This window comes from Pseudomonas sp. AK181 (assembly GCF_051122975.1).
In the GTDB taxonomy this organism is placed as follows: domain Bacteria; phylum Pseudomonadota; class Gammaproteobacteria; order Pseudomonadales; family Pseudomonadaceae; genus Aquipseudomonas; species Aquipseudomonas lactis.
The window spans coordinates 5,137,838-5,151,669 of record NZ_CP146348.1 but is presented as its reverse complement, the minus strand read 5'-3'; the positions used below and the strand labels follow the sequence as shown (position 1 = coordinate 5,151,669).

The window sequence follows — 13,832 nt, the reverse complement described above, 5'->3', positions numbered from 1 at the left end:
CTACGCCGCTTTGGCTTCCAACTGGCTCAACGAACGGTTCAGCGCACTGAACAGCGCCTTGAAGCTGGCGGTAGTGATGTTTTCATCGATCCCCACACCATGCACCGGGCGTTCGCCGTTCACGCGCAGTTCAATGTAGGCCGCCGCCTTGGCATTGGTACCCGCACCAATCGCGTGCTCGTTGTAGTCCATGATCTCCACACCAATCGGCAGGCCCGCTACCAGCGCTTCCAACGCACCGTTGCCTTTGCCCTTCCAGTGCAGGTTGGTTTCGCCCTGGCCTTTGCCGGAGACTTCCACCTCGACAAAACTATTGCCGTTCTCTTCCTGCAGACGATGGCTGACCAACGCATACGGCGTGTTGGCTTGCAGGTATTCACGCTGCAGCAAGGCGTAGATCTGTGGCGCGGTCATCTCCAGGCCCACGCGATCAGTCTCGGCCTGCACCACTTGGCTGAACTCGATCTGCATGCGACGCGGCAAGCTGATGTCGTATTCCTGCTCCAGCAGGTAGGCGATGCCGCCCTTGCCCGACTGGCTGTTCACGCGGATCACCGCCTCGTAGCTGCGGCCAATGTCGGCCGGGTCGATCGGCAAGTACGGCACTTCCCACAAGGCATCGTCTTTCTGCTGGGAGAAGCCTTTACGGATCGCGTCCTGGTGGGAGCCGGAGAACGCGGTGTGTACCAAGTCGCCGACGTATGGGTGACGTGGATGCACCTGGATCTGGTTGCACTCCTCGACCACTTTGCGCACGCCGTCAATGTCGGAGAAGTCCAGTTGCGGGTCCAGGCCCTGGGTGTACATGTTCAGCGCCACGGTGACCAGATCGACGTTACCGGTACGCTCGCCGTTGCCGAACAGGCAGCCTTCGACACGGTCGGCACCGGCCATCAGGCCCAACTCGGTGGCCGCCACGCCAGTGCCGCGGTCGTTGTGGGTGTGCAGGCTGATGATCACGCTGTCACGACGGTTGATATGGCGACCGAACCACTCGATCTGGTCGGCATAGATGTTAGGGGTGGCGCATTCAACCGTGGCGGGCAGGTTGAGGATCATCTTGTGCTCAGGCGTCGGGTTCCACACCTCGATCACCGCGTCACAGACTTCCTTGGCGAACTCCAGCTCAGTGGCGCTGAAGGTCTCTGGGGAGTATTCGAACGTCCACTGGGTTTCCGGCTGCTGGGCAGCGTACTTGACGAACAGCTTGGCCGCGTTGACCGCGATGGCCTTGATGCCGTCCTTGTCCTGGTTGAACACGATGCGGCGGAACGACGGCGAGGTGGCATTGTACAAATGCACAATGGCTTTCTTGGCACCGCGCAGGGATTCGAAGGTGCGTGCGATCAAGTCTTCACGGCCCTGGGTCAGCACCTGGATGGTGGTGTCCTCGGGGATGTGGTTGTCTTCGATCAGGGTGCGCACAAAGTCGAAGTCGGTTTGCGAAGCGGCCGGGAACGAGGCTTCGATTTCCTTCACGCCAACGGCCACCAGGGTCTTCCAGAAGCGCAGCTTTTTCACCGCGTCCATCGGCTCGATCAGCGACTGGTTGCCATCACGCAGGTCGGAGCTGCACCAGATAGGCGCTTGGGTAATGGTTTTCGACGGCCAGGTACGGTCCGGGATATCGATGGTCGGGAACGCGCGGTATTTCGAAGACGGGTCTTTGAGCATGCTCATCGGGAAATCCTTGGTTGTAGGGGCCGAGAAAAGGCGGCCTGCCGTAGAACTGTTATTGGGGATAAAACGTGAAGACGAGGCAGATCGATTCAGCCTGGCAGTCGTGCGCTGACGAGGCACAGGCTGCGGTGCTGGCGGAGCTGGATGAGGGTATGAGAGGTTTTCATGCAGTCAACCCTAACCGCGAGACTGAGGGATGGCAAGCATCGAAAAAAAATTGGTATAACTTCTATTTTTTTATGGTTTGTTGGTTTTTTATTGTTGGTATTTGCCGTTTTTCTAATATTTATTCTCTGTTTGGTTTTTTGTAAGCAATAGTGGTCAACGCAGCCCGAAGGCTGCGTGGTGGTCGTTGCAAGGGGCCCTCAGACGAGCAGCCCATCTATGTTGTATTCGATGTTAACGTCTCCAACGGGTCGAAAGTTGCCGCCCCGCGTGAGTTTGATCGGGGCAGGCTTGGTATAGGGAGGCTGACGAACTCTGCTTGAGGTGCCTTTCAAGGCGGATGATACGGATATCCCGACCGCTCCGGTCTGTTCCGCGATGCCCGGCACACCCACAAAATTATTCATATGCGCGCTACCCACAACGCTCACGAATTTTTCCCAAGGTGGGGTTTTCTGGATGATTTGTGACGCGTAATAGTTGAACTCTGGAAGGCGTTCGTTCAGGTAACCAGGCTGGGCTCTCCATGCGGCGGCCTTCCCGGAGTGCAGGGTCAATTCGTAGTGTTCGAGCCCTATGACGTTAATGCCATGTTTTCTGGCTTCGATGATGACGTCCAGCATCGTGGGGCCGCCCGTATATACGGGGTCGTAGTGGCGAGGTGACAGGTATTGAGCATGAGCCTCTGTTAACGCCGAAGCATTTAATCTCGAAGAGCCTTCAATAAACGGGGCGCCTTCAAGGTAAATGGTGGTCACACCGCTATTGGCGAAGGTTTGCATCTGATCAATAATCAGTTGAAAAGGGGCAGGGTCATTGTGTGATTCACCGATTACGAGGCCGCGTACGTCAGGTTGAGAAAGGATATTCTGAATGGCCGTTTCCGGTGAGGTGCTCTTGTCTGTCAGCGCAGGCATGGAAGGCCGTTGAGTCACTGCTCTTCGAAGTTTTTTGTAGTGGGCCCTCATATCGCGCCTGTGCCATCTGCGGATAGTTCTGACTGTGGCATCCGTTGGGTTTACAAAGTCATCGGCAGCTGCCCCCGAGAGCACTCTATCCATATATCGTTCAGGGGCTTGGGGCAGAGCATTGCCTGGTTGAACGCCACCCGTCATCTGATTGAGTCGCCATTCACCATTTCCTGCCGATTGTAGAAACGCCACTGTCCTCTCGCTTCGGGAAGCCGTCGCCGGGGCATTGGGGTTGATGATATCGACCCGCCCGCTGGATGCGTGGAACGCTGAGTGGATCTGATAGACCCGGTTTTCGCCGGTAACGTCGGTGTACCGTATATACCAATTACCACCGACGTTATAGGTGCCGTTGGACCCTAGGTGCGCCCCACGGATGACGTCGTCGGGTACGGCGTAGGCGCTCAGGTCGCGGTTTGGCACGGCGACGGTGGTCGAGGGGCGCGTGGCGACGGTGGTGACGCCGCTGCTGGTGGAGGCGACTGCCGTGGGAGGGATAGCGGGCGCCGGCAGCGCTCTAGGGCCCGAGCGTGCCACCAGCGGGCCGGCTTGGCCGGTGGCTCTGAATACCGGCCGCATGGGGGCCGCACGAAGATTGGAGATGCCTGTGGCAGCCAGGCTGAAGTCACTGTAGATCGTGCGCGCCAAGCCAGGTTTTCTGATCAAGTGCGGCAAGATCTTGCTATTGGCGCGCAGCGCAGTCACAGCGGCTTTACCCAGTCGAACACCTGAGGACACCCCTTTACCGACCACGGGTATCAGGTCCGCGAAGATCAAGGCCACTTCGATGCCGAACTCGATTTTGTTGAGGGTGGATTGCTTCGCCACTTCCTCGCTGCTTACCGACTGATGATCCGCTCGGTCGAGCACCATCTGTACGTGTTGTGTGTACAGGTGTTCCTGAACATTACCTTCGATCGGCTTCAGGCTGGTCGCACTGCCCAGTAGCTTGATCGATGAAGTGATCAGTTCAGGGGAGATCAGCTTCAAAGGGTTGTATGCCTTTTCTTTAAGGGCTTCCTTGAATTGCGCGATGTCATCTTTACTGACGGGCGATTTTCTTTTTGCGATATACGACGCCCACTCACCTTTAGCCAGAAGGGCGTCCAGGGCTTTGTGGTCCGCCACTTCGCGAAAGGTGATGCCGTCGGGAGCCTTGGGGGTGTAAAGCACCAACGCCGAGTCCGTCTGATTGCCGATCACCATCACGCCTTGCACCGCCAACCCACGGTGGACAAGGCTGTTGGCCACGATGTTTTTTCCATCCACTTGGGGGCGCGTGACGGGATTGGGGTGGTCCACTACCGCATCAACCCACTGCACCGCACGCTTGGTGCTAGTGTCTTGCTGGGCTTTTTCCGTGTAAGCGTCGGGATTGAGTTCTGATAAAAACGCCTCCTTGGCCATCGCGTCTTCCAGGTTGGTTTGCCAGGCTGTACGCAATTGCGCAGCGCTGCCAACCTCGGTGTCAGTGGCCATCTCCTGTTTGAGCAGCTTGGTGTATTCGCCGCCGACATCGACGGCATTGACCAGCTTTTTAAGCGCGTCGGTGTCCAGGATCACCGGCTTGCCAGCCACGTCCAGGACGGGCTTACCTTGTGTGTCGAGCAACGCCAAGGTCATTTTTACATCGGTAAACGTGCCCCTCTCGATGGCTGGAAAACCGCTGGGGTTGTTCAGCGCCAGGTCGGTCAGCGAGACGGAGTCCTTTTTGTCATAAAGCGGCTGGCCAGTCCCACGCCCACCCTGGATGCCGGTGCGGGTGTGTATCTGTACTTTTAATTGGTCAGCATCGACCGCTGCGTTCGGGTACTGCTTCTTGATGGCCGCATTCAGTCTGTCCCGTGAGAAGCCTCCCAGTGACGGGATTTTTGCGAGCAGTGGCGCCAGCGTCTCCAGGCTTTTCTCTTGCGCACGCTCCAAATGCAAAAACACCGCTTCTTGAGCCGCAGACAGGTTCTTCAACCACTCCGGTTGGTTTTTGTCAGTCAGTCTCGCATCCCGGGCCAGCATCGCATTGCTGCCATCGAGCAGATACGACCAGTCAGCCGCGTGATCGATGCCTTGGGCTGAGGCGTTGTCGAGCAAAGGGCTGGTGGTGCTGCCTGGGGCCAAGGCTTTGTCCAAACCTGCCTTGGTTTCTGCTTGCTGGCGCCTGACCATCCAAGCCACGGCTTCTGCCAACACATCCCCGGACGATGGCGAGGCGCTGCGCATCAGGTCATCGCCGGAGAAACCGTCAGCCCGGTTTTGCAGGGCCGGTGGCAGGGTTTGTAACAATAGCTGGGCCGCGGTGCCGCCTTGATCCAGTCGGTCGGCCAGTGCCTGACGTGCCTGGGCGGGCGTTGCAAACTCTTCGAATCCTTCGCCGGGTGTGTACAGCACGACGGGGCCATGGGTGTCGTTGAGTTCAAGGGTGCGCCCATTCGGCCAGGTAGGCGGCGTGGCCTGTGAGCCGTCGTTTTTGGTGATGAGAAACGCGCCCGCCAGCATCGCGCCGCGTTCGGTTTTGTCATCGACCGTGATGGGGTACACACCTAGGCGACCACCATCGGCGAAGTTTTTCTCGCGGGCATCCAGAGTGGGGTATCGCAGCGCGTCGTCGATCAGTGCTTTGCTTTCTGGACTGAGGGTCTGATCGCTGACACGCAAGGCTGCCAGGATCGACAATTGGCGTTTGTGCAGGGTCAACAGCTGATTCAGTGGCGACTCGTGCTTGCTCGGGTCTTCATGCACCGGGCTGGCGGTGTTCCAATAGCGTTCAATTGCTTGTGGGTACTGCGTGGCGATGCTGCGCGCGATGGTTTGCAAGGTGCTCGTGGTGGCGGCGGGCAGTGCCAGATCGTCGTCCAGGCTGGTGCGATGAGTGAATTCGGTGTGTATGTCGCGCTCAGGGCTTATCAGTTTGTCGGGATTAGCCAGGATGTCTTGGACCATCCTGGCCAGGGCGGTCATTAGCGGTTCGGATGACTCCCGTGACACCTCGTTGCCGTTAATTCGGTAACGATTGATGCTCATTGTCTCGGCATCCAGAGGCCGGACGGTGGGGAATGCTTCTTCGAGTTGCGCCTGTATGAAGGCCTTGAAGCTTGGCTGTTGGTTGTGCAGGCGCTGCATGTCCTCCGTCAGGAGGGCATGTTCAACGGTGTAGGCTAACTGTTTGCCGGGTTTGAAATGTTTCTCCAAGCTGGGGTAACGCATTTGCGCGCTGGCTATGCCGGGCGAAGTGGGGACAGGGGGAGTGTCGGGGGCGTAGGTTGAGGCGCGAGCAAGCGCTTGTGTCGTACTAGAAGGCGTGGGAAGAGTGGGGGATGCGGGAACCGCAGAATCGGTCAGGGTTTGTTGTGCGTGTCGTGCTGCCAACGTTTGGGTCAGAGAGTACATAGAGTGAGTCTCACAGGTTTCGGATTTCCATTGGTCAGGTCATGCTCATTACGCTCCGTGTAAGTTGTGGAATAGGTGGGTGGTGGATGTCGGATGGTTCCTGTCGCAACTGTAAGAGATGTGCAACAGCTTGCTTCGAAGTCAACGCTCTTGAGGGGGTGGTGGTAAAGGCGGGCAGGTGTGTGGCGTGGCGCGCTGATTCAGTCAGCGCGCTGTCGTCAGGTTGATCAAGGCGTTTGGAGGTAGGGGTCAACGTTCTGGTGGACTTGGTAGTCCCCCACCGTTGCATCGGCGGCGAACCTTTCTTCAGTTGCCGGACGCGAGCCGGTGTTTTTGACGGCATTACTGCTGGCGCCTTGCGGTGCGTCATACACGCCTACGCCGACGGCCCCGGTTTGCTCAGCGATGCCGGGGACGCCTTGGGTGGTGTTCATGTGCCTTCTTCCCACTACGGCGATCCACTTTTCCCCAGGGGGGGTCTGTTGAATGACTTGGCTGGCAAAGTAGTTGAACTCTCGCAGCCGATCAAGGGTGTGCTCCGCGTTGGCCGCATCAATTTCTTCGGTGCGGGTTATGTGCATCGTCAGATGTTCATGTTCGAGGCCTACGATTCTAATACCATGTTGTTGCGCGGTAGCGATCACATCATTGCGTGTAGGCGTGCCGTGTTTATACTTTTTCGCATTAGCGGGCGTCTGCCATACCCCACCCACCCCGTTGGCGATATCCCAGTAGGCCCCCTCCAGGTACAGGGTCGTGACGCCTGACTCTGCATAGGCCTGCATGTTCTTTATCAGCATGACGTTGGTGGAAATCTGATCGTGCTTCTCTCCAAACACGATACCGTCCGAGACGCGGAGCAGGTCACGTGCCATTTCTCCGGGGGATGTGTTGGGCCCAAGGGCGGGCATGTTCGGGCGAGGTGTTGGGTTTAGCGCCTGATGAACATAACTATCGTTCATTCCTTCTTTGAACCACCGGTTGGCCCAACGCCTCTTGCCGACATGCAAGGTGTGGTCAGGTCCATTCAGAAATAGCCAATCGGGATAGCTAATTGGCCACATATGAAATTGTTTACGACGTTTACCGCGCCTGCCACCAGGCAGTTGATTGATGCGCCATTCGCCATTGCCCGCCGATTGCAGAGAGGCCACCGTTCTGCTGCTTCTGGACGCCGTCGCTGGGGCATTTGGATCAATGATATTGACTTGCCCGCTGCGGGCGTGGAATGCCGAGTCGATCTGGTAAACCCGGTTTTCTCCGGTACTGTCGGTAAAGCGCACGTACCAGTTGTCCCCCACGTTGTACGTGCCGTCGGGCCTCAAGGCGCGGCCGCTGATGACCTCATTCGGCACGGTGTAGGCGCTCAGGTCCCGGCTTGGGGGTGCGGCTGATGTCGAAGGGCGCGTGGCGACAGTGCCTGCGCCGCTGCTGGTGGAGGCGGTCGCTGGCGCAGGAGTGTGTGGCGTCGGCGTCGGCGTCGGTGTCGGTGTGGTAGGGCGTTGGCGTGGCGTCGGCGTACGCGCCGAAGTCGACGACCTGAAGACCGGGCGCAGTGGGGCGGCACGAACACCTTTGATACCGGCTGTAGCCAGCAGGAAGTCAACGAAGATCGTTTTTGCCAGGCCGGGATGCTTGGTCAGCTTGGGCAAGAGTTTTCGGTTAGCGCGCAAAGCGATTAAAGCGGCCTTACTCAGATGAGTACCGGTTCTTGCGACCTTGCCGGCACCTGGCAAAAAATCCAGGAATACCATTCCCACCTCGACGCCATACGTCGCCATATTGATGAACGATTGCTTGGCCACTTCCGCACTGCTGACGGATTGATGGTCTGCCTTGTCGACGATCATCTGAACGTTTTGTTGGTACAGGTGATCCTGAACATTCCCCTCTATGGGTTTGAGTACCGAGCCGCCGAGCATGACCTTTATACTTTTTTCGGCTATGTCCAGGGCTTTATCGGGTGCCAGGGCGGTGAATGGATTGTTGGGGATACCCCTGACGACCTCGTCGCGTTCAGCCACATCATCTTTCTTGACCGGTGATTTTCTGTCCGCGATATAGGCTTTCCACTCGTCTTTTTTGAATAAGTCGTCCATTGCCTTCTGGCCCGCAACTTCGCGAAACGCGATGCCGTCGGGCGCCTTGGGCGTGTAGAGCACTAATGATGAATCGACCTTGTTGCCAATCACCATCACGCCATGAACCGGCTGTCCGTAGTCGTACAGGGCATTGGCGATAATGTTCTGGCCATCGACTTTGGGGCGGTTGGCGGGGTCGGGGTGGTCCAGGATTGCCGTAACCCATTGCGCTGCGCGTTTGCTGTTCTTGTCTTCGGCGGCCTGCTCTTTATAGGCCGTAGGGTTGAGCTCCGCGAGAAAGGCGTCTTTCTCCATGGCATCGCTCAGGTTGGATTTCCACGCCTCCCTTAGATTTGAAGGGGCATCAGGTGCCAGTTCTTTTTTAAGCAGTTTGTCGTATTGGCCGCCCACATCTGCAGTCTTGATCAAGGCTTTAAGCTGTTCATCATTGAGTATGATCGGCTTGCCATTGCTATCGAGAATCGGGTTGCCTTGGGTGTCAGTCAACGGCAAGGTCAGTGTGATGGTCGTTTTTTTTTGGAGACTTCTTGGAAGAAAACCGGTGGGGTTTTTCAGCGCCAGATCCGTCAGTGAAAGTTGTGTTTGTCCTGACGAGGTCGTTGTGCGTTTACCGAATATTTCCAGGGTCATGTCTGCAAGGATGAAGCTGGTCGAGTTGTCCTGGGTTGTGGTTTCGTCTACCTGCACCTTCAATTTATCGGCATCAATCTGCGCAGTGGGGTACAGCTTCTTGATAGCCTCGTTCATCCTGTCGCGCGCAAAGTCCGACAGGGAGGGGATTTTTTCAAGCAGGGGCAGTAACGCGTCAGTGCTTTTTTTCTCCCACTGTTCCAGTTTCAGGAAGATGGCTTCTTGATCCGGGGTCAGGTTTTTCAACCACTGCGGTTGTTGTTTTTCGATCAACTTGGCGTTGTAAGCCAACAGGGCATTGGTGCTGTCGAGCTGGTACGACCAGTCGGCGGCGTCATCTATGGCTTGGGCTGACGTCGGGTCCGTCAGTGGGTTAGCTGGCGTAGTGGCTGTCAGTGTCTGGGTGAGCTGTTTATTGATTTCCTCTTGCTGGCGCTTGAGCATCCACGGAATGCCCTCTGCCAGTACATCTGCAGCCACAGGCTCAACGCGCAATGTCAGGTCATCTCCCGAGGGCTGTTCTGTTCGGTTTTGCAGCGCCAACGGCAGCGTTTGCAACAACAGTTCGGCCTCTACTCCACCTTCATCAAGGCGCTTGGCCAATGCTTCGCGGGCTTGGGCGGGGGTGGCGAACTCCTCGAACCCTTTACTGGGGGTATACAGAACCACCGGGCCGTGGCTGTCGTCGAGCGCCAAGGACCGACCTTTAGGCCATGCGGGCTCAGTCGCGAAGGAGCCGTCGGTCTGAGTGATGAGGAAGGACCCCGCCAGCAGTGCACCCCGTTCAGTACCGTCATCCACGGTGAGTGGGTACACCCCAGGGCGGGCACCGTCAGCAAAGGCTTTTTCCCGCGCGGCCAAGGTGGGGTATTGCAGCGCCGTGTCGATCAGTTGTTTGCTGGCCGGGCTCAAGGTGCCATCGTTGGCGCGCGCTGCGGCCACGGTTGCCAGTTGCTGCTTGTAAAAGGCCAACAGTTCGTTCTGTGGTGTGGTTCGCACGTGCGGGTTGTGCGGGCTTTGGCGAGGCGTGGTCCAGAACTTCTGTTGCGTGGTCGCGTATTGGACGATGCGTTGGGCAATCGTGTGCAGTGAGTGTGAAGGGGTAACCAGGGTGGGCGGCACACCGGTACTGCCCCGGGTGAAAAAATCTCCGTATACGTTGTTGCCTTCGTCTGCTTTTTTCCCAGGATTACGCAGCTGTTCCTGGATTTCTTTATGCAGTGCGTCGAAAAAGGGTTCTACCGACAGCGTTTTTATACTGCCATCGTTTTGCTTGCGCCAACGCTTGAAGGTGAGGTCTGCAACATTGAGGTGGGGCTGGTCAGGAAACAGTGTGGCCAGTTGTTGCTGCAGGAAAGTCTTGAAGTTCGGTTGCTCTGTGTAGAGCTGCTGTATCGCATGGGCGGCTTCGTTGTGTTGCGCTATGAGGCTGCTATTGCGTGGAGGTGTGACGGTGGCAGGTGGCGTACTTGGCGAATCGGGTACAGGCAAATCGCCTGGTGCGTAGGTCGAAGACGCTACGACCGGGGCGGCCTGGCTTTTTTCTGGCTGGGGTGTGGATGTTAGGACAGGTTGGGGAAGGGGTTGAAGCTGATCCAAAGGGTTTTTGACTGTAGAACGGATTAGCGCAGGCATAGAAAAACCTCATCACTTAATGGAAATGGTGTCGTTACGGTCCTTGTAAGTCGCCAGCTAAGTGATGGGGTATGGTCGGTTGGTTCCGGCTGCAAATGTAAGAAAAGAGGTATGCCCGGTGTCAGGACATTGGATAAAAATCAGGGCTGAAACGCACCGATGAATATCGCCGGGTCTACCCGGGCATCGTTGAGGCTGACGTTCCAGTGCATATGCGGCCCGGTCGCACGGCCTGTCGAGCCGACCTTGCCCACCACCGCGCCGCGCACCAGTTGCTGGCCCACCTTCACGTCGATTTTGGACATATGGCAGAACATGCTGATAAAGCCCTGGCCGTGGTCGACGAACACGGTGTTGCCGTTGAAGAAGTAGTTGCCCACCAGGATCACCTTGCCGTTCGCAGGCGTCTTGATCGGCGTACCGGCCGGCACCGCGAAGTCCAGGCCCGAGTGCGGGTTGCGCTCTTCGCCATTGAAGAAGCGCCGCACGCCAAACTTGCTCGACAGCGGCCCGCTCACCGGTTTATCCAGCACCAGGTTGCTCGGCAGGTTCGGGCTGAAACTGCGATAAGCCTTGATCTGCACGGCCAGCTCATTTTCGATGCGCTTGAGCTGGGCCGGGTCGGGGTTGACCTGGCTTTTGTTTTTCAAGGTGATGCGCTGTTCCGGGTACTTCTTGTAGCCGACGATAAACGGCAGGTTGCGCCCACCGCTGCTGATGCGCTCGTTACCGGGCTTGACCGTCAACGGGATGCCGACAATCGCCAGCCAGGTGTCCTGCTCCTTGACCACCAGCACCGGCTTGCCCTGGTAGGTGGCTTTCGGCGCCGTGGCCGAAGGGCCTAGCTCGACGACGGCCACGCCGCCGGGCACCGGTTTGTTCAGGGTTCGCGTGATGTAGCTGTCGGCGTGGGCGTTCAACGTGAGGCACAACAGCATCAACAGGCTCAATAGGCGTGGCATCGATCAATCCAATAATGAAAGGGTGACGGGTGTCAGGTGGTTGTCTTCCACCCGCACTTGCAATTGGCCTTCGCCCAGGCGCGCGGTGAGGCGCTGGCCGGTGTGGGTTTGTGCGGCGTTGCGAATCGCCTGGCCGCGCTCGTCCAACAGGATGCTGTAGCCACGGCCCAGGGTTGCCAGCGGGCTGACCACCTGCAACGTCTGCACCTGGCTCTGCAGTTGCAGGCGCCGTGCCTTGAGACCTTCGCGCATGGCGCGGGGCAGGCGTTCGGCGAGGCTGTCCAGGCGCTGGCGCAAGAGTGCCAGTTGACGGCCCGGGTGCTGGCCGGCGAGGCGGGTCTCCAGGCGAATCAGGCGCTCGCGACGGGTATTGAGGCTGCGCTCAAACGCACGACGCAAGCGCATGTCCAGGTCATCCAGGCGCTGGGCCTGCTGGCGCAAGCGCTCACCAGGGTGACGCAGGCGGCGGGCCATGCCTTCCAGGCGCAGGCGGCTGTGGCTCAGGCGGTTGCGCATCAGCATCACCAGGCGGCGTTGCAGGTTTTCCACTTGGCGCACCAGGTGGCTGGCGTCGGGAGCCAACAACTCAGCGGCGGCGGAAGGCGTAGGGGCGCGCACGTCCGCCACGAAGTCGCTGATGGACACATCGGTTTCGTGGCCGACGGCACTGACGATGGGCGTAACGCAGGCATCGATTGCGCGGGCCACCGCCTCTTCGTTGAAACACCAGAGGTCTTCCAGCGAACCGCCACCACGGGCCAGGATCAGCGCGTCGAAACCGCGGGCGTCGGCGAGTTTCAACGCTCGTACAATCTGCGGGATCGCTTCGCGGCCTTGCACGGCGGTAGGGATCAGGGTCAGTTCAACGCTCGGCGCACGGCGGCGGAACACGCTGATGATGTCGCGAATCACCGCGCCGGTGGGCGAACTGATAATGCCAATGCGCCGAGGATGCACCGGCAGCGCCACTTTGCGTTCGGCACTGAACAGGCCTTCGGCGCTGAGCTTTTCTTTCAGGGCATCGAAGGCCAGGCGCAGTGCACCATCCCCGGCTGGCTCCACGGTGTCGAGGATCAGTTGGTAATCACCACGGCCCTCGAACAACGAGACCTTGCCGCGCACCTTCACCGCCAGGCCGTCTTTGAGTGCCTGGCGTACCCGCGCCGCGTTATTGCGAAACAGCGCGCAACGCACCTGGGCGCCACTGTCCTTGAGCGTGAAATACACATGGCCAGAAGCCGGGCGGGCGAGGTTGGAGATCTCGCCTTCCACCCAGATATTGGTGAATACGTCTTCCAGCAACACCCGCGCACGGCCGTTGAGCTGGCTGACAGTCAGGACTTCGCGGTCCAGGCCCAAGCGGGCAAAAGGATCTTTAATCATGGGCGGCAGTTTATAGGCATTCGTGCAGGGTTTGACAGAATTGCTCCACCAGCGCGTTTGGCGCTTGCGCGCAGGCCAGCGCTACGGTGCTGTGGCAGTCCGGGTCGGCCAAGGGCAAAAAATGCACATTGGGCGGGGCAATGTCCTGCATGGATTTTGGTAACAAGGCAATACCGAAACCGGCCTGGATCAATTGCAACTGCGTGGTCTTGCGCGACATCACCCGCGCCGCCTTGGGGAAAAACCCAGCACGCATGCACAATTCGGCCGACAGGTAGCTCAGCCCGCCGCGCTGAGGATGGGGGATCGAGATAAACGCTTGGTCCTTGAGTTGCGCCAACTCCACCGCTGCGTTGCTGCGTGCCAAGGGATGACCTTTCGGCACCGCCAGCATCAACGGTTCGGTGTACAAAGGCACCACGCGCACGCCTTCGCGCTGGCGCAACACCGGCAACCGCAGCAGGCCGACGTCCAGGCGCCCCTCGGCGATTTCCTCCAGTTGGGCTTCGGAGGAGAGCTTGACGATATCCATCGACACACCCGGACAGCGCTCCAGCCACATGCTGATGCCTTGCAGTAACGCGCCGCTCATCGGCACGGTGCTTGAGTGGCTCAGGCGCAGAGTGCCGAGTTGGCCGTGGCCCACTTGTGTCGCCAGGTCGCTGGCCTTGAGCAACTCACTCAGCAGGTTGCGCGCCCGTGGGTAGAAGGCATCGCCGGCGGCCGTCAGCCGTGGCTGGCGTGCAGTGCGTTCGAACAGCGGGGTTTGCAGGTGGGATTCCAGCTCTTTGATCTGCCGACTCAACGCCGATTGCGCCACGAACAGGCGTTCGGCCGCGGCACTGAAGCTGCCGCTGTCGGCGATTTCGACGAAATAACGCAGTTGGCGAGTGGAGATCACAAGTCATGCCTTTTTGAGA

At 58.6% G+C, this 13,832-nt stretch carries 7 protein-coding genes; 1 reads left to right on the top strand and 6 read right to left on the bottom strand.

Features of this window, described 5'->3' with window-relative positions:
- Positions 1-1,680, bottom strand: a complete 1,680-nt coding sequence (gene leuA, locus V8689_RS23485) for a 2-isopropylmalate synthase (protein WP_014719812.1) — start codon at positions 1,678-1,680, stop codon at positions 1-3.
- 68 nt (positions 1,681-1,748) lie between these two features.
- Between leuA and V8689_RS23480 the strand changes: the two genes are divergently transcribed.
- The gene (locus V8689_RS23480; protein WP_223816943.1) at positions 1,749-1,991 is read left to right on the top strand and encodes a hypothetical protein; all 243 of its coding nucleotides are present in this window, start codon (positions 1,749-1,751) and stop codon (positions 1,989-1,991) included.
- 54 nt (positions 1,992-2,045) lie between these two features.
- Here V8689_RS23480 and V8689_RS23475 read toward each other — a convergent pair whose 3' ends face one another.
- The 5 genes from V8689_RS23475 to V8689_RS23455 form a co-directional block, all read right to left on the bottom strand.
- Entirely contained in the window at positions 2,046-6,017 is a 3,972-nt protein-coding gene (locus V8689_RS23475; protein WP_223816942.1) for a membrane-targeted effector domain-containing toxin, read from the bottom strand.
- Between the two features lie 410 nt (positions 6,018-6,427).
- Complete coding sequence (locus tag V8689_RS23470; protein ID WP_056789056.1) at positions 6,428-10,567, bottom strand: membrane-targeted effector domain-containing toxin; 4,140 nt, start codon at positions 10,565-10,567, stop codon at positions 6,428-6,430.
- Positions 10,568-10,707: 140 nt separating this feature from the next.
- A complete protein-coding gene (locus V8689_RS23465) occupies positions 10,708-11,529 on the bottom strand; it encodes a peptidoglycan DD-metalloendopeptidase family protein (protein WP_056789059.1) in 822 nt (273 codons plus the stop codon).
- Positions 11,530-11,532: 3 nt separating this feature from the next.
- Positions 11,533-12,912: an exodeoxyribonuclease VII large subunit gene (gene xseA / locus V8689_RS23460; RefSeq protein ID WP_056789061.1), complete on the bottom strand. Its 1,380-nt coding sequence runs from the start codon at positions 12,910-12,912 to the stop codon at positions 11,533-11,535.
- Positions 12,913-12,922: 10 nt separating this feature from the next.
- Positions 12,923-13,813 carry a LysR family transcriptional regulator gene (locus V8689_RS23455; RefSeq protein ID WP_056789064.1) on the bottom strand — a complete coding sequence of 297 codons (891 nt, stop codon included), beginning with the start codon at positions 13,811-13,813 and terminating at the stop codon, positions 12,923-12,925.
- Between the last annotated feature and the right edge of the window lie 19 nt (positions 13,814-13,832).

Bases quoted from the DNA above. Each gene is read 5' to 3' on its own strand.
- leuA (WP_014719812.1), bottom strand. From the start codon at position 1,680: ATGAGCATGCTCAAAGACCCGTCTTCGAAATACCGCGCGTTCCCGACC.
- V8689_RS23475 (WP_223816942.1), bottom strand. From the start codon at position 6,017: ATGCGTTACCCCAGCTTGGAGAAACATTTCAAACCCGGCAAACAGTTA.
- V8689_RS23470 (WP_056789056.1), bottom strand. From the start codon at position 10,567: ATGCCTGCGCTAATCCGTTCTACAGTCAAAAACCCTTTGGATCAGCTT.
- V8689_RS23465 (WP_056789059.1), bottom strand. From the start codon at position 11,529: ATGCCACGCCTATTGAGCCTGTTGATGCTGTTGTGCCTCACGTTGAAC.
- xseA (WP_056789061.1), bottom strand. From the start codon at position 12,912: ATGATTAAAGATCCTTTTGCCCGCTTGGGCCTGGACCGCGAAGTCCTG.